At 66.1% G+C, this 19,992-nt stretch carries 18 protein-coding genes; 11 read left to right on the top strand and 7 right to left on the bottom strand.

The window, feature by feature from the left end; all coding sequences use genetic code 11:
* Positions 1-230: 230 nt before the first annotated feature.
* From AC3B5T_RS13075 to AC3B5T_RS13060, 4 genes are read right to left on the bottom strand one after another with little or no spacing between them, the layout of a single operon-like run.
* Entirely contained in the window at positions 231-1,565 is a 1,335-nt protein-coding gene (locus AC3B5T_RS13075; RefSeq protein WP_488357445.1) for a cryptochrome/photolyase family protein, read from the bottom strand.
* 14 nt (positions 1,566-1,579) lie between these two features.
* Complete coding sequence (locus AC3B5T_RS13070; protein WP_010844775.1) at positions 1,580-1,948, bottom strand: FKBP-type peptidyl-prolyl cis-trans isomerase; 369 nt, start codon at positions 1,946-1,948, stop codon at positions 1,580-1,582.
* Positions 1,949-2,004: 56 nt separating this feature from the next.
* Positions 2,005-3,327, bottom strand: a complete 1,323-nt coding sequence (locus tag AC3B5T_RS13065) for a citrate synthase (protein WP_010844776.1) — start codon at positions 3,325-3,327, stop codon at positions 2,005-2,007.
* 60 nt (positions 3,328-3,387) lie between these two features.
* Positions 3,388-4,338 (bottom strand): carbohydrate kinase family protein, encoded by a 951-nt coding sequence (locus AC3B5T_RS13060; protein ID WP_488357444.1) that lies wholly within the window; start codon positions 4,336-4,338, stop codon positions 3,388-3,390.
* A 125-nt stretch (positions 4,339-4,463) separates the two neighbouring features.
* On the opposite strand from AC3B5T_RS13060, the gene AC3B5T_RS13055 reads away from it, so the two are divergent.
* The 6 genes from AC3B5T_RS13055 to AC3B5T_RS13030 all read left to right on the top strand — a co-directional run bounded on the left by AC3B5T_RS13055 (position 4,464) and on the right by AC3B5T_RS13030 (position 8,182).
* Positions 4,464-5,129, top strand: coding sequence for a 5-oxoprolinase subunit B family protein (locus AC3B5T_RS13055; protein WP_488357443.1), 666 nt, complete (start codon positions 4,464-4,466; stop codon positions 5,127-5,129).
* Positions 5,126-5,998, top strand: a complete 873-nt coding sequence (locus AC3B5T_RS13050; protein ID WP_488357441.1) for a 5-oxoprolinase subunit C family protein — start codon at positions 5,126-5,128, stop codon at positions 5,996-5,998. Before AC3B5T_RS13055 ends, AC3B5T_RS13050 begins: the two co-directional genes overlap by 4 nt.
* A gap of 99 nt (positions 5,999-6,097) precedes the next feature.
* The gene (locus AC3B5T_RS13045; protein WP_035718303.1) at positions 6,098-6,493 is read left to right on the top strand and encodes a phage holin family protein; all 396 of its coding nucleotides are present in this window, start codon (positions 6,098-6,100) and stop codon (positions 6,491-6,493) included.
* Positions 6,494-6,751, top strand: a complete 258-nt coding sequence (locus AC3B5T_RS13040) for a DUF3618 domain-containing protein (protein ID WP_488357440.1) — start codon at positions 6,494-6,496, stop codon at positions 6,749-6,751.
* A gap of 64 nt (positions 6,752-6,815) precedes the next feature.
* The gene (locus AC3B5T_RS13035) at positions 6,816-7,085 is read left to right on the top strand and encodes a DUF4235 domain-containing protein (protein ID WP_010844782.1); all 270 of its coding nucleotides are present in this window, start codon (positions 6,816-6,818) and stop codon (positions 7,083-7,085) included.
* A gap of 44 nt (positions 7,086-7,129) precedes the next feature.
* Entirely contained in the window at positions 7,130-8,182 is a 1,053-nt protein-coding gene (locus AC3B5T_RS13030; protein ID WP_488357439.1) for an oxygenase MpaB family protein, read from the top strand.
* Between the two features lie 16 nt (positions 8,183-8,198).
* Here the strand turns inward: AC3B5T_RS13030 and AC3B5T_RS13025 are convergent, their stop codons facing one another.
* Together AC3B5T_RS13025 and AC3B5T_RS13020 are read right to left on the bottom strand one after the other, a co-directional pair.
* Positions 8,199-9,272, bottom strand: a complete 1,074-nt coding sequence (locus AC3B5T_RS13025; protein ID WP_014925766.1) for an isopenicillin N synthase family dioxygenase — start codon at positions 9,270-9,272, stop codon at positions 8,199-8,201.
* 44 nt (positions 9,273-9,316) lie between these two features.
* Positions 9,317-10,585, bottom strand: coding sequence for an MFS transporter (locus AC3B5T_RS13020; RefSeq protein ID WP_055475780.1), 1,269 nt, complete (start codon positions 10,583-10,585; stop codon positions 9,317-9,319).
* A gap of 186 nt (positions 10,586-10,771) precedes the next feature.
* Here AC3B5T_RS13020 and AC3B5T_RS13015 point away from each other — a divergent pair, with 186 nt between their 5' ends.
* On the top strand, positions 10,772-12,472 hold the full coding sequence (locus AC3B5T_RS13015) for a purine-cytosine permease family protein (RefSeq protein ID WP_010844786.1): 1,701 nt from the start codon (positions 10,772-10,774) through the stop codon (positions 12,470-12,472).
* 58 nt (positions 12,473-12,530) lie between these two features.
* On the opposite strand, the gene pdxH is transcribed toward AC3B5T_RS13015, so the two are convergent.
* Entirely contained in the window at positions 12,531-13,226 is a 696-nt protein-coding gene (pdxH, locus tag AC3B5T_RS13010; protein WP_425307045.1) for a pyridoxamine 5'-phosphate oxidase, read from the bottom strand.
* Between the two features lie 210 nt (positions 13,227-13,436).
* Here pdxH and AC3B5T_RS13005 point away from each other — a divergent pair, with 210 nt between their 5' ends.
* The 4 genes from AC3B5T_RS13005 to AC3B5T_RS12990 all read left to right on the top strand — a co-directional run bounded on the left by AC3B5T_RS13005 (position 13,437) and on the right by AC3B5T_RS12990 (position 19,991).
* On the top strand, positions 13,437-14,564 hold the full coding sequence (locus AC3B5T_RS13005; protein WP_010844788.1) for a citrate synthase 2: 1,128 nt from the start codon (positions 13,437-13,439) through the stop codon (positions 14,562-14,564).
* Between the two features lie 154 nt (positions 14,565-14,718).
* Positions 14,719-15,009, top strand: coding sequence for an invasin (locus AC3B5T_RS13000; RefSeq protein ID WP_488357438.1), 291 nt, complete (start codon positions 14,719-14,721; stop codon positions 15,007-15,009).
* Positions 15,006-17,390, top strand: coding sequence for a TPR repeat domain-containing protein (locus AC3B5T_RS12995; RefSeq protein WP_488357437.1), 2,385 nt, complete (start codon positions 15,006-15,008; stop codon positions 17,388-17,390). The genes AC3B5T_RS13000 and AC3B5T_RS12995 overlap by 4 nt, the downstream gene beginning before the upstream one ends.
* A gap of 1,110 nt (positions 17,391-18,500) precedes the next feature.
* Positions 18,501-19,991: an IS1634 family transposase gene (locus AC3B5T_RS12990; RefSeq protein WP_035718374.1), complete on the top strand. Its 1,491-nt coding sequence runs from the start codon at positions 18,501-18,503 to the stop codon at positions 19,989-19,991.
* Position 19,992: the final 1 nt, after the last annotated feature.

The following is a 19,992-nucleotide window of genomic DNA, read 5'->3' as shown; positions in this document are numbered from 1 at the left end:
ACAATCTCCGAACCCCGCGGCACCATGCCGGCACGGCTGGACCGTTCGCCGTTCGATCCGAGTTCTCGGGACAGATGGCTCGCCAGACCCTTCGAGGCTCGTCGCCTGCGCTCCTCGCACCTCAGGGAGCAGAGGCACTATTGCTACGAATCACATTGCGAGGATGCTTGGCAGACCCTTCGTGACGCGCCCTCCGCAAGCTCCGGACGCTCCTCAGGGAGCAGAGACGGCTAGATCTGGCCGAACCGACGGAGCGCTTCTTCACGCTCGGCCTTGTGATCGACCATCGGCTCGGGATAATCGTCGACGTCGATGTCGCCGACCCACCGCCGGACGTACTCGCCGTCGGGATCGAACTTCTTCGCCTGCGCCTCGGGGTTGAAGACCCGGAAGTACGGCGCCGCATCGGTTCCCGTGCCCGCCGCCCACTGCCAGCCGTGATTGTTCGACGCCATGTCACCGTCGACCAGCTGCTCGAGGAACCACTCGGCTCCCCACCACCACGGCAGGTGCAGATCCTTGACGAGGAAAGACGCGGTGACCATGCGCACCCGGTTGTGCATGTATCCGGTCTCCGCTAGCTGACGCATCCCGGCATCGACGAGCGGAAAACCCGTCCGCCCCGCCTTCCAGGCATCGAAGCGCTCGTACGCCTTGTCGTCGGTGTCGAGGTCGATGCCGTCGAACTGACGATTCCAGTTGTGCCACAGGCTGTGTGGCCAGTGATGGAGCACATCGGCGTAGAAGTCGCGGAACGCGAGCTCGCGCAGGTATGCCTGCGCTCCCCTCGAGGCTCCGTCGCTGCGCTCCTTCGCACCTCGGGGAGCGGACGACGAGCGCGTCAGATCGGCAGCGAGAGTACGGGGATGGATGTTGCCGTACTTCAGGTACGCCGACATCCGGCTCGTGCTGTCGCCCGCCGGGTCGTTGCGTCCGGAGTCGTAATCCGTGAGCCCGTCGTCGACGAACTCGGCCCAGCGCGCTGTCGCCGCGTCCTCGCCCGCGGGGATCGACAGCTTCGTCGGCGCGGCGGGTACCCGGATGCGTCCGGTCTTCGACAGATTCGACGGGTCGACGATCGACGCCGAAGGCACCGAGGAATCGGCCGGTGCGCGCCACCCGTGGTCGCGCCAGCGGTTGAAATACGGGGTGAAGACCTTGTACGGCTCGCCGTCGTTCTTGGTCACCCGGCCGGGCGAGACGAGGTACGGCGAACCGGTCGCCACGAGCTCGATGTCGCCGAGTCGATCGGCGACGGCCTCGTCGCGTCGCCGGCCGAACGGGGCGAAGTCCTCGGAGATGTGCACCCGTTCGGCGTCGACCGCGTGGGCCAGCTTCGGGATCTCCACCTCGGGTCGTCCCCGCACGACGAGCAACTTGCCGTCGAGCTTGTCGTCCAGCTCGCGCAGCGAGTCGAACAGGAACGCCAGGCGCCGCTCACCCGAGGACTTCTCCAGCCTCGGGTCCACCACAAAGCACACAAGGACCGACGAATCGGTCCCCGAGGCGGCCGCGGCCAGCGGCGGGAGGTCACTCAGACGCAGATCGCGCCGGAGCCAGACCAAAGAGGTCGCGGACGTCAGCCCACTCCGAGCAGGTCGATGACGAACACCAGCGTCCGTCCCGAGAGTCGGTGACCCGCGCCGGCAGAGCCGTAGGCCAGCTCGGGCGGAACGGTCAACTGACGGCGTCCGCCGACCTTCATTCCCGGGATGCCTTCCTGCCAGCCCGGGATCAACCGGTCCAGCGGGAAGTTGGCCGACTGGCCGCGATCCCACGACGAATCGAACTCTTCGCCCGTCTCGTAGTCGACCCCGACGTAGTGGACGTCGACGATGCCGCCGCGAGCGGCTTCGGCACCGTCGCCGACGATGAGGTCGGAGATGGTCAGGTCGGCCGGCGGGGGGCCCGCCTGGAACTCGACCGTTGGCTTCTCGGTGCTGGTCACTGGACTCTCCTTTGAGTCGGGTGTTCGGCGGTCAGGCGTGTCCGTCGGGCGATCGCTCAGCGATCGCCCATCTGGACGTAGTCGCGTTCGGTGTAGCCGGTGTAGAGCTGACGCGGACGGCCGATCTTGGTGGTCGGGTCCTCGTGCATCTCGCGCCAGTGCGCGATCCAACCCGGCAGGCGTCCCAGCGCGAACAGCACGGTGAACATGCGCGTCGGGAAGCCCATCGCACGGTAGATGACACCGGTGTAGAAGTCGACGTTCGGGTACAGACGACGCTCGATGAAGTAGTCGTCGCTGAGGGCGACCTCTTCGAGTCCCTTCGCGATGTCGAGCAGATCATCCTGCACGCCAAGCGATTCCAGGATCGTGTCAGCGGTCTTCTTGACGATCGCGGCGCGCGGGTCATAGTTCTTGTAGACGCGGTGACCGAAGCCCATCAGCTTGACGCCGGCTTCCTTGTTCTTCACCCGCTTCATGAAGTCCTTGGTGTCGCCGCCCTCGGCCTTGATGGCGTCGAGCATCTCGAGCACCGCCTGGTTGGCGCCGCCGTGCAGCGGGCCCCAGAGCGCATTGATGCCACCGGAGATCGAGGTGAACAGGTTGGCCTGCGACGAGCCCACGAGGCGGACGGTCGAGGTCGAACAGTTCTGCTCGTGATCGGCATGCAGGATGAACAGCATGTCGAGCGCCTTGGCGACCTCGGGGTTGACCTCGTAGGGCTCCGCGGGGAAGCCGAAGGTCATCCGCAGGAAGTTCTCGACGAGGCTCAGCGAGTTGTCGGGGTAGAGGAACGGCTGGCCCGCCGACTTCTTGTACGCGTAGGCCGCGATGGTCGGCAGCTTGGCGAGAAGGCGGATGGTCGACAACTCGACCTGCTCGTCGTCCTTGGGGTCCAGGGAGTCCTGGTAGTAGGCCGACAGCGCGTTGACCGCACTCGACAGAACCGGCATCGGGTGCGCGTTGCGGGGGAAGCCGTCGAAGAAGCGCTTGAGGTCCTCGTGGAGGAGCGTGTGGCGCTGGATCTTGGTGGTGAAGTCCTCCAGCTGCGACGGAGTCGGGAGCTCCCCGTAGATGAGCAGGTAGCTCACCTCGATGAAGGTCGACTTCTCGGCCAGCTGGTCGATCGGGATACCGCGGTAGCGCAGGATGCCGGCGTCACCGTCGATGTAGGTGATGGCCGACTTGGTCGACGCCGTGTTCACGAAGCCACCGTCGAAGGTGGTCAGGTTGGTCTCGGCCAGGAGTTTGCCGAGTGCGACCGAGTCGGTGCCCTCGGTTGCCTTCAGGATCGGGAGCTCCAGCTGTCCACCGGGGTAGGTGAAGGTCGCTGAGGCCGTGTCGGACGCCTGGTCGGCTGGGACTGTTTCAGCAGACACACGAACCCCTTATTCAGATCAGAGTTTTTACAGTGTCCGGGTAGGACACACAGGTACAACCTAGTCGCTTCTCAGCTCGCCCGCCCACGGAGGGTCGGCGCCGGGCCTCGACACCGTCACCGCAGCCACGTGAGCTGCGAATTCGGCCGCTTCGCGCCACTGCTGGGCGGTCAGTGAACGCACCGCGTCGGGCGAGAGCCGACCGTGCCGGTCCAGGTGGTGGACAAGGCCTCCGAGCACGCTGTCACCCGCGCCGATGGTGTCGACGACGTCGACCGGCGGCGCCGGTGCGGTCACCTCACCGACCGGGGTGGAGACAGTGATCCCCGACGCCCCGGCGGTGGTGACGACGGCGGCCACGCCGTCGGCCAGCCAGTCCGCCGCCGAGCTGCCCTCGGGCCCCTCGCCGAGCCACGCCGCGTCCTCGTCGGAGAGTTTGACCAGGTCGACCGACGACATCCAGCTGCGGAAACGGCGCCGATAGTCGTCGGGGTCGTCGATGACCGCGGGCCGGATGTTCGGGTCCAGCACCACGACTCGGCCCTCGGCGCGGCAGGTGCGCATCAGGTTCTCGTACACGGTGGCACCGGGTTGCAACACCAGTGAGAGGGTTCCGAAGGTCACCGCCGCCACGGTCGGCGGCAGCGCCCCGGGATCGGTGACCCCGCGATCGGCGGTCCCCTCCACATAGAAGGAGTAGCGCGCCGAGCCGTCGTCGGCGATGGTCGCCAGAGCAAGCGAGGTCGGCTCGTCGCGACGCTGGACCAGCGTGGTCCCCACCCCCGCCGCCCGGAGCGCGTCGAGGATCGCCTCACCATAGGTGTCGGTGGACACCGCGGAGAGCAGCGAGACCGCACTCCCCAACCGCCCCAGCGTGATTGCCACGTTGAACGGGCCGCCGCCCAGGGCGGGCTGCAAGGGTGCCAGGCTTCCGTGGGTCGCTTCGTGCCGGCTCGGGCCCTGCTGCACGACATCGACCAGCGCCTCACCGCAGACGACGATCTCTCTCACGGCCTCTCCTCGGCATTCGCATCGGCACTTCACGTCCCGGCACCACTCGAGTCTGCCATCCCCGTGCGGGCACGGGTCGGAGTTCGCCGGGCGGGACGCCGTGTCGGCCGGGGTAGATTCGACCCATGCACGAGCTGCCGGCGGGTCCCGACGCGGTGGTCCTGGATTTCTCGGCCGACGACTCCCCGTCGGCCGCTGTGCTGGCCGCGACCAGGGCGTTGAGCGACGCGGTGGAGCGCGGCGAGCTCCCCGGGGTGACCGATCTCGTGCCCAGCGCACACACCCTTCTCGTCCAGGCCGGCCCGGGCCGCGGTCTCGACGAACTCGGCGTGCGCCGGGCCCTGCGGCATCGCGGAACCGGCAGCGATCGCGACCCCCGGGCCACCGACGAGATCGTCATCCCGGTCACCTACGACGGCGCCGACCTCGCGGATGTCGCTGCGGAGCTGACGATGACGCGCGAGGAGGTGGTCGGGGTGCACTGCAATACCCGGTGGCGCGTCCAGTTCATGGGCTTCGCACCGGGTTTCGGCTATCTCGTCGCCGACGACGAGGCGTCGCACCCGTTCGACACGGTCGGTCGACGCCGGGAAGCACGCACGAATGTCCCGGCGGGATCGGTCGCGATCGCGGCCGGATACAGTGCGGTCTACCCGAAGTCGAGTCCCGGCGGCTGGCAGTTGCTGGGCCGCACCGATGTTCGGCTGTGGGACGAGAACGCCGATCCTCCCGCCCTGTTCACCACCGGCCGGGTGGTCCGCTTCGTCGACGCCGGGGACGACAGCCGATGACGTCGCTGACCGTTCTCGCGACGGGTCCGTTCGCGACCGTCCAGGACACCGGACGCCCCGGGTACGCGCATCTCGGCGTCCCGCGTTCGGGAGGTGCGGATCGCGCATCCCTTGCGCTGGCGAATCGCCTGGTGGGCAACACGGAATCGGCGGCCGTCATCGAGGCGACGATGGGCGGGTTGCGCATTCGCGTCGACGCCGACGTTCTCGTCGCGGTGACCGGTGCGGACGCGGTGGTGCGCCGCAACGGAATCCCCGAAGGACTGGCCGCGGCCGTCGTGCTGCGCGCCGGCGACGAGCTGGCGCTCGACGCGCCGACGTGGGGGCTGCGGAACTACCTTGCGGTGCGGGGCGGGATCGATGTCGATCCGGTGCTGGGATCACGGTCCACCGACACCCTCTCCGGGCTCGGACCGGCCCCTCTCGACACCGGTAACCGGCTGTCCGTGGGTCGCGCCGCAGGCGACTGGCCGACCGCGTCGTCGGCCCCCGCCGACAGCGAGCACCCGCGGGTCGTCGTGCTGGAATGCCATCCCGGTCCGCGGGCCGACCACCTCGCCGCACCGGCCGACCTGGGCGTCGGGACGTGGGTGGTCGGATCCGACAGCAATCGCGTGGGCGTGCGCATCGACCGGGCCGAAGGGTCGTCGCAGCCACTTCTGCGTCACCGCGACGGCGCCGCCGAGTTGCGTTCGGAGGGCATCGCCCACGGGTCGATCCAGGTACCGCCGAGCGGTCGCCCGGTCATCTTCCTCGCCGACCACCCGGTCACCGGCGGGTATCCGGTGGTGGCGGTCCTCGCAGCGGAGGCGGTGGATCTCACGGCCCAGTTGGTGCCCGGATCGGAGATCCGATTCCGACAGCACTGATCGGAGATCCGATTCCGACAGCACTGATCGGGAATCCGACGTTTCGTGTTCACCGGCCCCGGGAACGCTTGGACGAGCGTCCCGATAGGAGGTACGAGCGTGAGTGATCCGTCTGTGAACGACTTGTCGACCGTGCAGCTGGTGGAACGTCTGCAGCAGCAGACGACGACTCTGGTGAAGACCGAGCTGCAGCACGCGGTCGCGGAGATGAAGGGAAAGGGCACCCGGATAGGCGTGGGTGCGGGGATTTCCGGTGCGGGTACGTTGCTGGTGCTGTTCGGTCTCGGCACTCTCGTCGCGGCGGCAGTTCTCGGTCTGGCGAACGCGGTTCCGGCATGGCTGGCGGCGGTGATCGTCGGTGTGGTGCTGCTGGTCATCGGTGGGGCCGCGGCGGCGATCGGGGCCAAACGAGCCAAGTCAGCGGTGCCGCCGGCGCCGGAGCGGACCGTCGAGAGTGTCCAGCGTGACGTGGCGACCGTGAAGGAGCACCTGTAGATGAGTGAGACACCCGAGAACAACGCCCCATCCGACGATCCGCCGCCCGTCGAGCAGCAACGTCAGGAGCTGGCCGAGACGGTCGACGCGTTGGCCGCCAAGCTCGACGTCCCGGCGCGCGTGAACGACGCGGCGTCGAAGACCGCCCACACCGCGCAGGTGAAGGCCCAGGAGAACTCGACCGTGCTGATCGGCGCCGCTGTCGCCGCGGTCCTGGCTGTCGGTGCGTTCATCATCGTCCGCCGGCGGCGGCACTGACCCGTACAGCGCCACCCACCCCGTCACTGCGACCCGTCCACATCCGAATGAGCGAGGAACTTCCATGAGTGCCGTATCGAAGGCGATGTACAAACCGATGTCCCTGGCGACCAGCGTGCTCGGCGGTATCGCCGCGGGCGCCGTGTTCGGTCAGATCTGGAAACGGATCTCCGACGACGATTCCGCACCCGACCCCAAGGACCTGGAGCGTTCCAACACCGAGGTTCTCGTGGCCGCCGCGCTGCAGGGCCTCGTGTTCGGGCTGGTCAAGGCCGCCGTCGACCGCGCGGGCGCACGGGGCTATCGGGCGGTGACACACGAGAATCCGGAGTGACACGCGGTTGACACCCGGGTGAGACGAACCTAGAGTTCCGTCTCATGACCGAGGTTGTGGACGCCGCGCAGGAGACCTGTCCCGTTCATGGCGTCGACTCCGGCCCCCCCGGCGACGCCGCACCGGCCCAGGAGTACGCGCCACTCGGTCCGGATTCGCTGACCTGGCAGATCTGGGGCACGTGGACGGGGATGTTCCAGGGCCTGTGGGCCGGGTCGATCCAGAACATGCATCCCAAGCTGGGTGCGGCGGTGTGGGATCACTCGGACTTCTTCGGCGAGCGGTGGCAGCGCCTGATGCGTTCCCTGTATCCGATCAGCGGGGTCGTCTTCGACTCGGTCGTTCCCGGTGCGCAGACCGGACTGGAGGTACGCGACTACCACCGGACCGTCAAGGGCACCATGGAGGACGGCTCCCGCTATCACGCGCTCGACCCGGATGTCTTCTACTGGGCCCACGCCACGTTCTGGTACGGCAACGTCCGACTGTGTGAGCGCTTCGGGCCCTTCCTCACCGAAGACCAGAAGCGTCAGCTGTTCGAGGAGTCCAAGGCCTGGTACGCCCAGTACGGCGTGTCGATGCGGCCCGTCCCGGACACCTACGAGGACTTCCTCGCCTACTGGGATTACATGTGCCGCAACGTTCTTCGCGATCACGTCTCGGTCCGCACGGTCCTCGACATCACACAGTTGCCACCGCCGCCGTTCCTGGGTTTCATCCCGAGGTGGTTGTGGGACCGTTATCTGGTCCCCCGGAACCAGAAGATCTTCATGTGGCTGACCACGGGCTTCTACGACGAGCCGGTCCGCGAGATCCTCGGACTCGAGTGGACCGACAAGGACGAACGACGATTCCGCCTGATGGGCAAGGGCATCAACCTCGTGATGCACCGTCTCCTGCCCAAGCGGGTGCTGCGCCATCCGCGCCCGCGCGACGCATGGGACCGAGTGACCGGCAAGGTCGCCCGGGACGCACCGATCGTGCACACGCCCACACGCAACCTCCCGCCGGAGAGCGAGCGCGACAACCCCATGCACTACTGCCCGGTGACGGCCGCACGGCGAGCGTCCTATCCCGGCGTGCTCACGGCGGACTGAGACCCGCGCACGAGGTCTACTGCTGCCCTTGACTTCGTCGCATCGCCTGCCGGACCCGACCGGCCTCACGGGTCGCGTGCGGATTCGGGCGTCCGGCGCGCGAGCCCGCGAGCTTCGCACCGATGTGCTCGCCCACGGTGATCGGCGAATAGCGGCTGCCCGCACCGACGCACGACGGAAGCGTCGTGATCATCGCGTCGAGATTGCCGTCGTGGAAGTACGCGGCGGACCGTCGCCGCTCCACCGTGCCGTCGACGATGGGCGGCTTCACCCGATGCAGGGTGGACGTCCACCGCTCATTGGTCCAGCGCGCCATCAGGTCTCCGAGATTGATCAGCAGGGCGCCGTCGGCGGGGCTCACGTCGTGCCAGTTGCCCGAGTGGTCGAGCACCTGCAGACCCCTGACCTGGTCCGCCCACAACACCGTCACGATCCCGTAGTCCGTGTGCTCCCCCATACCGGTGAGCTCGCCGTCCAGTTCGATCTCCCCCGGCGGCAGTGCGTAGTTGTTCATCCGGAGCACGTCGAGGGAATGATCGGTGAAACTCTCGAAGAAGTCCGCGGGCAGATCGAGCGCGTCGGCAAAGATCCTGGTCAGCGTGTGCGCGACGCGTCGGGCCTCACTGAAGTACGCCGACACCGCCGCCTGGAAATGCTCGACGGCCGGCCAGGTGTTGGCCGCGTAGTGGTCGTCGGGCAGATCGAGGTCGGGGTACTGACTTGCCTCCACGCCGACGTTGTAGGCCTCGAAGAAGTCGTTCATGCGAGCTGCGGGCTCGACGCCCAGTGACAACGACAGGGATTCCGACTTCGGGGGCGCGTAGCCACGGTTGATCTCCGGAGGAGTGCGGTAGGCCTTCTTCAGCTCGAGCGGAAGGGCGAAGAAGTCGTCCATGACCGCGGTGAACTCGTCGATGACCGCAGCCGGGATCTCGTGCCCGACGACCTGGATGAAGCCGACCGAACTCGCCGCGTCGTCGAACCTGGCCGCGACCACTGCCCGGTCGGCGGGATCGCCGTTGCGCGTATAGGGCGAGATGTCGATGATCGGCACGTCGAAGTCGGTGGCGGCGGCGGTCATGGCGTCCATGGTGGCACCGATCGCCGGGCCGCGCTGCCCGGCGAACTCGCTCCTCAGGTCCGCTGACCGGCGCGGTAGTGCACGAACGCCGGGATCATCAGGGCGGCCACGATCGTCGCGATCACGACCGCGACACCGCCGAACGCCGTCGCGGCGGCGACGCCGATCGAGGCGGCCGCAGCACCGTGCGCGACGTCGGCGATCCGCGGGCCGCCGGCGACCACCACGATGAACACGCCCTGCAACCGGCCGCGGACCTCGTCGGTCGCGGCGGCCAGCAGGATCGTCTGCCGGAACGCCGCCGAGGCCATGTCGGCCGCACCACCGATCATCAGCAGCACGACCGCGACGACGAGCATCGGCATGGCCGTCCCGTCGGCGAACGACACCGCTATCCCGGTCCCGGTGATCGCCAGACCCCAGATGATGATGCACACGATGACCGCGAGTCCCTGGCGCTCTACGCGCGCGACCCATCCCGAGAAGATCCCGCCGACGACGGCTCCCGCGGAGATCGCCGTGAACAACAGGGCGAAGGCGATGCCACCACCCTCCGGTCCGCCGAAGTTCTCGTGGGCCATCTGGGGGAAGAGTGCCCGCGGCATGCCGAAGATCATGGCGATCAGGTCGACGAGGAAGGACGCCAGGAGGATCTTGTGCCCGGCCAGGTAGCGCAGACCCTCGAGAACCGAACGCAGGCCGGCCACCTTGGGCGCGGCGTCGCTCTCCGGCCGGAGGGACGGCAACATCGCGACGGCGATGAGCGTCGGCAGCAGGAACAGCGTGTCCACGAAGTAGAGCAGTGAGTAGCCGAGCACCGGGATCAGGGAGCCACCGACGAGCGGCCCGGCGATCGCTCCCGCCTGCATGACCGTCATGTTCAGCGACAATGCGGCGGGCAGGTCCCCGGCGTCGAGTAGCCGGGGCAGCACCGCGGTCCGCGTCGGCTGGTTCACGGCGAAGAACGCCTGCTGAACGGCGAAGAGCACCAGGACGATCCACACGTTCTGTCCGCCCATCGCGGCCTGCGCCCAGAACAGTGCGCTGCAGACGATGAGGCCGATCGTCGTGATGATCAGCAGGGTCCTGCGGTCGACGACGTCGGCCAGCGCTCCACCCCAGAGCCCGAAGACGACCAGCGGGACCAAACCGAACACACCGGTCAGCCCGACATAGGCCGAACTGCCGGTGACCTCGTAGATCTGCGCCGGCACGGCGACGACGCTCAACTGCGCGCCGATCACGGTGACGATGTTCGCCATCCACAACCGCCGGAAGTACTGGTTGCGCAGCGGCGTGGTGTCGGCGAGAAGACGGGGCATTTCCACGATGTTAAGACTGCGAACGACTGGCCGGCCGGTCAGGGCACCTGTCGGGTGCAATGTCCGAAATGCACGAATCGCGCTGTGCCAACGGTTCTTAATTCCTGCGCAACACACGGTCATCGGCGCTGTAACAGGATTCTCCTAGCGTCACTTCGTGCATGTCACGACTGCGGGGAGGGCCCGATGACCACCGAACAGGCACCCGACGCCGACGCCGCAGGCACCGCCTCGGAACGTCGACCGGTGACCGGGACCGCGGCCGCGGCCGCCCGGGAGACGCTCGAGGACTACACGCTCAGATTCGCCCCGCGCAGCTACCGCAAGTGGAGCCCCGGCGTGGTCGCGATCTCGGCGCTGGGCGGCATCGCCTACCTGGCCGATTTCGCGATCGGCGCGAACATCGGCATAGCCAACGGCACCGGCAACGCCCTCTGGGGCATCCTGTTCTTCGCCATCGTGATCGTCCTGACCGGCTACCCGCTCTCCTACTACGCGGCCCGATTCAACATCGATCTCGATCTCATCACGCGCGGAAGCGGTTTCGGCTACTACGGCTCGGTGCTGACCAATGTCATCTTCGCGTCGTTCACGTTCATCTTCTTCGCCCTCGAGGGATCGATCATGGCGCAGGGGCTCGAGCTGGGGCTCGGCATCCCGCTGTGGCTGGGTTATCTGCTCTCGTCCGTGCTGATCATCCCGTTGGTCATCTATGGCATGAACACCTTGTCGAAACTCCAGGTGTGGACCACCCCGCTCTGGCTGGTCATGATGGTGCTGCCCTTCGGTTACCTGGTTATCCAGCACCCCGAGGCCATCGGCGAATTCCTGGCGTTCAGCGGTGGAACAGATGGCCAGGGCGGACATGCCGTCTCGTTCGCCGGAGCGATGCTCGCCGCAGGTGTGTGTCTGTCGCTGATCGCCCAGATCGCCGAGCAGATCGACTACCTGCGCTTCATGCCGCCGAAAACGCCTGAGAACAACCGGCGCTGGTGGACCGCGGTACTGACCGCGGGCCCGGGCTGGGTGCTCTTCGGCGCGATCAAGCAGATCGTCGGTCTCTTCCTCGCGGTCTACCTGATCGTGAACTTCGCCGATTCGGCCGGCGTCGCGAACGAGCCCGTGCATCAGTTCCTCGCCGTGTACGAGGAATTCATGCCGCACTGGCTCGCGATGACCCTCGCGGTGATCCTGGTCGTGATCAGCCAGGTCAAGATCAACGTGACCAACGCCTACTCCGGCTCGCTCGCGTGGACCAACAGCTTCACCCGGGTCACCAAGACCTACCCGGGCCGGCTGGTGTTCCTCGTCTTCAACGTCGGCATCGCGATCGTGCTCATGGAGGCGAACATGTTCAGCTTCCTCAACGAGCTGCTGAACTTCTACGCCAACTGCGCCATCGCCTGGATCGTCACCGTCGCGTCGGACATCGCCGTCAACAAGTACCTGCTCAAGATCTCGCCGAAGCAACCGGAGTTCCGCCGCGGGATGCTCTACAACGTCAACCCGGTGGGCTTCGTGTCCGTCATCGTCGCGGGCGGACTGTCGATCATGGTGTACTTCAACGTCTTCGGCGACACGCTCGCACCGTATTCACCGCTCGTCGCCCTGATACTCGCGTTGGTACTGCCACCGATCATCGCACTCGCGACCAAGGGCAAGTACTACCTGCGTCGCACCGACGACGGCATCGACCTCCCGATGTACGACGAACTCGGCAACCCCTCCGACGTCAAGCTCCTGTGCTGCGTCACCGGCATGGAGTTCGAACGGCCCGACATGATCGCCTCAGCGGTCCCCGGCCCGAACGGCGAGAAGCAGTACATCTCCTCACTGGCACTGTCGTGCGACAAGACCGGTGAACACGTACTGCCGGCTCAGAACTGAGGGGTCGGGCCGCGCAGGCCGATCCGTGGTGTCCAGCTGCCGCGGACCGGACCGTCGGTCAGGGCTGAAGCCGTTCGACCCGCCAGGAGTGGTCGACGTGGGTCAGCCGAACCCGGTTGTGCAGGCGGTTCGCCCGACCCTGCCAGAACTCGACCTCGACCGGTGCGATGCGGTACCCGCCCCAGTCGGACGGGACCGGCACCTCGGCACCGTCGTCGAAGCCGCCGTAGGCCTCGGCGAGCGCGGCGGCCTTCTGCTCGAGTTCGACGCGGCTGCCGATGGGCCGCGACTGTTCCGATGCCGCGGCCGACAACTGGGAACCGCGGGGTCGCAGCTCCCAGTACGCCTGGACCTCCTCGGCGCTGACGTGTTCGACCGGCCCGCGGAAGTGCACCTGACGTTCCAGGGCGATCCAGGGAAAGGTCACCGAGGCATACGGATTCGCGGCGAGGTGGCGGCCCTTGTCCGAGTCGTGACCGGTGAAGAAGACCACGCCGTTCGCGTCGACGCCCTTGCACAGCACGGTGCGCGTCGACGGCCGGCCCTCCGCGTCGGCCGTGCCGAGGACCATCGCATTGGGCTCGGCGATGCGGGCATCGACGGCTTCACGCAGCCAGACGTGGAAGAGATCCAGCCACGGCGGGTCGCCGCGCAACCAGCTCGGGTCGAGGTTCTCGCGGATACCGTCGGCGCCCGCGGCACGGTCACCCTCGCCGATGTTGGGTGGGATGCCGCCGCCGTATCCGACGCGCATGTTCGGCAGGTCGATGGGGTCGTGCGACTCGTCCAACACTTTGCTGACGCTACTCCGACCCCGCTGGTTACTCCGGGGTACACGCGGGGCGTCCGGCTGATCTACAGTTCGTCGTGGACCGCATCCCCGGCGAGTCCCGTCCCGCGAGGATTCGCGAGGATTCACCGGACAGCGGATGCACGACACGGACGTCGAGTGAGGTGGGTTGCCATGGCCAACACTGTTCCCGAGGATTTCGTCGCCGGGCTCGAGGGCGTCGTGGCCTTCACGACCGACATCGCCGAACCGGACAAGAACGGCGGCAATCTCCGCTATCGCGGCGTCGACATCGAAGACCTGGTCGAGAACAAGGTGACCTTCGCCGATGTGTGGGCGCTGCTGGTCGACGGCAGGTTCGGCAACGGTCTGCCGCCGGCCGAACCGTTCCCGCTGCCGATCCACACCGGTGACGTGCGCGTCGACGTCCAGGCCGCGCTGGCCATGCTCGCACCGATCTGGGGTTACCAGCCTCTCCTCGACATCGATGACGAGACCGCCCGCGACAATCTCGCCCGCGCATCGGTGATGGCGTTGTCGTATGTGGCGCAGTCGGCCCGCGGCATCCATCAGCCCGCGGTCCCCCAGCACGTGATCGACGAATGCGACACCGTCACCGCACGTTTCATGACGCGCTGGAAGGGCGACCCCGACCCCCGCCACATCGCCGCGATCGACGCCTACTGGGTCAGTGCCGCCGAGCACGGCATGAATGCCTCGACGTTCACCGCGCGGGTCATCGCCTCCACCGGAGCCGACGTGGCGGCGTCGCTGTCGGGCGCGATCGGCGCGATGTCGGGTCCCCTGCACGGCGGCGCGCCCGCGCGCGTACTGCCGATGATCGAAGAGGTCGAGAACACCGGCGATGCACGAGGACTCGTGAAGGGGATCCTCGACCGCAAGGAGAAGCTGATGGGCTTCGGGCACCGGGTGTATCGCGCGGAGGACCCGCGTGCCCGCGTGCTCCGCCGCACCGCACAGGAATTGGGCGTACCGCGCTTCGAGATCGCCGCCGCGCTCGAACAGGCCGCGCTCACCGAACTCCGGGAACGACGCCCCGACCGCGCCATCGAGACCAATGTCGAGTTCTGGGCGGCGGTCATCCTCGACTTCGCCGAGGTGCCGACCCACATGATGCCGGCGATGTTCACCTGCGGCCGCACCGCCGGATGGTGCGCGCACATCCTGGAGCAGAAGCGCCTGGGCAAGCTGGTCCGCCCGGCCGCGATCTACACCGGCCCGAGCCCCCGGCGCCCCGAGGACGTCGAGGGCTGGGGCGACGTCGTGAAACCGGGCCTGTAGGTCTTGCCCACATAAGCGTCCAGCCTGGACAGATAGCTTGTGGACACCCGCTCGTCGGTTCGCGGCCCGCAACGTAATGTGTTCCCCAAGTCACGTGCTCACAACGACTGTCGGGGGAACGATGAGCGGAGATTTTGTCGTAAATTCAGGTGCCATGGACGGCGTCGCAGGCGCGCTCGAGGGCATGGGCGACTTCATCGAGTCCGCGTCTAGGCCAGACGTCACCGCCACAATCAACACGGCGATGCCGAACTCACCTCTCGTCGGCGCGGGTGCCGACGCCACAGCGAAACTGACGCAGGCGCAGACCGCTGTATCCGGGCAGTGGGAGACGTTCGCATCTGCCGTACGCGCAGCGCGCACGATCGCACTCGACGCCGACGACGAGAACGCGACCAAGTTCCGTACTCTTTCCGCTCTCCCCGAGAACGAGCCACCCCGGTGAGCGGGCACCCACCCCTGACCAAAGTGATCATGGATTCGTGGCGGCCCTGGGAGCTAGCCGAGGCCAAGCTGACCGGCCTGGCGAATGCCATTCGAGAGAACTCCGAGGCCGCCGAACGAACCGTCGACCAGGTGCCCAATACGTCTTGGGCCGGCGGCGCCAGGTCGGCAGCCAATGCGCGAGCGAGTGACCAGAACGGGTGGGCCAAGAAGGTAGCGGCCAAGGTCGACGATCTTCAGACAGCGCTGAACAACGCCGCTGCGGCTATCGACTCGTCGAAGACCGCGGTCAACGGCGCTCTCCTCGGCGCCTCAATGCAGCGCTTCCTGCTGGTCAGCGAAACTGATCCGTCGTGGAAGATGCGGTACGTCCCGAAGGAGGACGGCGACCTGACCCCTGGTCAGATCGCCGACAAGGAACGTGAGATGACCAGCTTCGTGAAGGGAAAAGCCGACGAGCTGGCCACCACAGCCTCCGATCACGCCGCCCTGATCCAGACCGCCGTCGGGAACCTGCACACCATTGCACCTCCGGCACTCACCCTCAGCGCGCAGGACGGGCGGCGCCACGGCCAGCTGGCCGCCGATGGCTGGACCGACGAAGAGGCTGCTGCGGTCGGACGCAGTCTGAGAGCCGCGGGGCTGAGCGACGAGCAGATCGCGCGGCTGATGAACGGCGAGAAGCTGGACGACGTCCCGCGTGGTGTCCAGGAGTACCTCCACACGTTCTACGGTTCGGTGGGATCCGACGGACTGTTCGACCTGAAGTCCAAGTTCGATGGCATGCACACACCCGCAGGGGACTCCTGGTCCAAGGCGCTCGGCCAAGGCCTCGTCACCCTGTCGAACGAGAACGTCGGCGCGAATACGGGGTATCAATACTTGCCCGGCTGGGTGCAGAACTGGGCAAGCAACCACAACTCCAATGACGGGGCGCGCATCCGAAACGTCGATGTTCCACTCGCCGGTCTCCTCGCTCACTCCGGAACCGTGCCACCGGGAGAGAGATTTGGCACCGAACTCATCCGTAAAGCCGCAGGTGGCGCAAGCCGAAGCGTCGATGACAGCGGCTTGATAGCACCCGAGATCAACTACGGCGGACCACACGACAACCACGAGACCCTCAAACGTACCTACGAGGATACGATCCGAACCTTTATGGACGTGGGCACCAGAAACCACGAGGCGTCAGCCGCCATCCTCACTGGTGAGTACTCCAGCGGCGAGAAGCTCACCGACTACGACAGGGCTGACATGGTCGGGTACGCCCTCAAGCACGATTGGGACGACGGCGGTGACGCGGCGGGTGGTCTCATCGATTGGATCAGAGACAGTGGAGGAAGCGGTGACCCGACCAGAGTTGCGCTAGCGGACCGCGCGTTCAGCGGACTATTCGATTTCGCCACATCTACCGCCGACTCCAACAACTTTTCAAATTTGATGAACGCCAACACTGCGGGAGATGCAATCGGAAAAATCAATCCGCATCTGGCGGGTGCCCTCCGAGAGGCATCCCTGCCGTATCTGAACATCCTTGCGGGCGGCGAGTCAGGAGTCCATGGCCACCCCGGATTCGATCCCGACGTTGCGCCCGACGAGATGCAGCGCCGTACAGCACGCCTCTTCACCCTTATCGCGAGCGATAACACTTACGGAGCGCCAACTGACGAGAATCCCGATGGCACAGGGGCAGGCGCAGACCTTTATCGCGACATTCTCGATCAGACGATTCGAAACGGCACCGTCGCGGGCGAACTGGCGTCCACAGAACCGCACCAAGCGCGATCATTGGCTGAGCTAAGCGCGAATCTCCGCGCCTTAGGGCAGTCCGGACTCTATGGAGCCGAGTACGATCTCCAGCTTGACGAGAACGTCAGAACGGAGGCCGACAATGCTGCGGACACAAAGATCCGGAACATAGTTACTTCTGCATCGGCTGGATTAACCGGTGTCCCTCATCCGGCGGTGATTGCTGTAGGAGCCGCGGGCACGGCGGCATCACCCTGGCTTCTGCCCGCAGAATCTGCAGGCGACATTGAATTCCGCCCTCCTACCGGTGTGGGGTCCGGTGGCACCGCAGCTGAAGACGAGATTCGCCTCGTTTACGGTGCGCTTAGGGGGATCGACGCAGCACCAGACGCCGGTGCACCCGCCGAATGGTACAGCGGGGACGGGCGACTCAAGCCACTCGCAGACATCCTCTCCGAGCACAAGGGTGACCAAGGCGAGCTCCTGAGTGCGATGGAAGGGGCGCTAGACAACCCACAGTTGGTGGAATCGCTGCGTGCCGGTACCAGCACCGGCAACCAACAAGGGCGAATGAACTTCGATCCCACCGACCCCGACAATTATGACGACATGATCCTGAACGGTTCAGACTAGATGAGAATAAGACGCGGCACTTCTGCCGTACTCATCATGGTGGCGTTTGCCGGGACCGGTTGTGCAACCTCTGATGCCCCGGCTGAACAATCAGTCACATTCAGCTCACAGTCGGCATCATCCACCGTCGCTCCGCAGGATTATCGCTACCCCTCCGAGACCGCAGGTCCATACAACGTCGTCTGGTCGGCCGCAGAGGGAATCGAACTTCACAGCAGGCCGGCCGAGCTTGCTCGTGCGTACGTCGAATCCTGCCAATTGTCGGTATTCGGGAGACAGGCCGCTTATCCTGGCGCGGTCGCAGCCGCCCCAGAGCCTAGCGTTGAGAACAGGGTCGGTTGCCTTTTCGCACCGAAGCGGCCCGAGGGCTCGTTCCCGGCCCTCTTCGGCACGATGTACGCCGACATCGCGGAGATTCGAACTTCAGAACGTGAGCTATCTGCCCGGGGTTGCTACCTGCGCAGCGGTCGAGCTGAGGTGCGTACGGGAGAACCAGAAAGCGCCTATCTGAGTGCATACGAGTTCAGCTTCACAGCGAAACTCCCCCCGAACGCGGTGGATCCGCGATCGAATATCCCGCAAAAAGCGGCACCGGGAACAGGAACACGGGCGCCGCAGTTCGATGTTTTCTATCCATGGAAGTTCGACGCGGTGCCATGGGGCATCCGCCCCCCTCCGCAACCGCCCTTCAACGAGCGGCCCTGTTCTCGATGGGCAGCAGGAATGCTCGATCGGATTCCGGCGTACTCCGGTCAGAGCCCGTTCGCACCTGACGGATCCTCTGCGGAGTTGGTGCCGAAACTGTTCGGCGAAAAAGGGTTCCCGACTCTGCCTCAATCACCCGCGTGGCCCGAACCCTGACCAGACAGCAGCCAGAACAGTTCTAGCCCTCTACAGTCTCGCGCTTGGCTCTCCCTTGGAGGTAGCGAGAGTTGGAGTGCCGTACGACGGCGTGGATCCCACCACTGGGTTGTGCAAATCCTCCGCGCCTCTGAAACCTGACTTAGGACAAGTTGGAGGGTCCGCGGGATTTGCGAAGCTCTGACCTGCGGTGTTGGGTGTCTCGTGGTCGAAATTTGTGCACTAAGGGCTGGTCCGTAGGCTGCCTAGGTGGCGTATGTACGCACGGTGAAGACAGCGTCGGGAGCGACGGCGGTGCAAATCGTGCACTCGAACCGGCGCGGATCACGCAACATCGAGCACATCGGCTCGGCGCACACCGAGGCCGAGCTGGCGGCGTTGAGGGAGGTCGCCGCCAAGCGGTTGGCCGCAGGGCAGACCGAACTCGACCTCGGTCTCGCCGCCGCTTCGGGGCCGCTGCCGATCCAGTCGTCGCGGATGCAGGTCCTGTGGGACACCCTGGCCGCGGTCTACGTCGATCTCGGATTCGAGTCAGCAGCAAAGCGAGACAGTGTGTTTCGGGATCTGGTGCTAGCCCGGATCATTGAACCGACCAGCAAGCTGGATTCACTGCGAGTACTCGAGGAAGTCGGCGTGGACACCATGTCCTATCGCAGCCTGACGCGCCGACTCCCGCAGTACGCGACCGTGGAGTTCCGTCGCGGGCTTGCCGCGGCATGCGCAGCGCGCGCCGGGTTGGGACCGGCGAGCCTTATCTTGTATGACGTCACCACGCTGTATTTCGAGACCGACAAGGCCGACGGGTTCCGCGAGCCCGGATTCTCCAAGGAACGTCGCCTTGAGCCGCAGATCACCGTCGGCCTGCTCACCGACGCGACCGGGTTTCCACTGATGATCGAAGCGTTCGAGGGCAACCGGGCCGAGACCGCCACCATGCTGCCCACCCTGCGGGCGTTCATGGCCGCCCACCACGTGTCCGACATCACCGTGGTCGCCGATGCTGGGATGATCTCCGATGCCAACAAGAAAGCCATCGAGGCCGCCGGGCTGTCGTTCATCCTCGGCGAGAGGATCCCAACAATCCCGTACTTGATTGCACAGTGGCACACCAACAATCCCGATTCCACACCTCCGGACGGACTGGTGCTGACCCAGCCGTTTCCGGCGGGGTCGAAGAACAAGCGCCGCGACCACGTCGTCTACTACAAATACAGCGCCGACCGGGCGCGGCGCAGTGTGCGCGGCGTCAACGAGCAGGTCGCCAAAGCTGAGAACGCTGTTGCCGGCAAAGCGCCGGTCAAGCGCAACCGATTCGTCACGCTCAAAGGCGCGGACAAAAGCGTCAACCGTGAACTCGAAACCAAAGCCCGCACGTTGGCCGGCTGGAAGGCCTACGCCACCAACATTGATTCCCCGACACCGGAATTCGTGATCGGCTCCTACCACCAACTGTGGCGGATCGAGAAGAGCTTCCGGATGTCGAAATCTGACCTCGCAGCCCGGCCGATCTTCCACCACACCCGCGACTCCATCGAAGCCCACCTGACCATCGTGTTCGCAGCCCTCGCGATCACCCGCGTCATCGAGGAACGCTCTGGCTGGTCGATCAAGAAGTTCGTCACCACCACCCGCCGCTACCGCACCGTGCAGATCAAAGCCGGCGCCCACACCATCACCGCCGCCGACCCGCTACCCGACGACCTGCAGAAGCTCATCACCGCAATCCGCGGTGCGCACTAAC

Source organism: Gordonia sp. G4 (genome assembly GCF_057770005.1).
The sequence above is the reverse complement of the archived record's forward strand: the minus strand, read 5'-3'. Positions and strand labels throughout refer to the sequence as shown.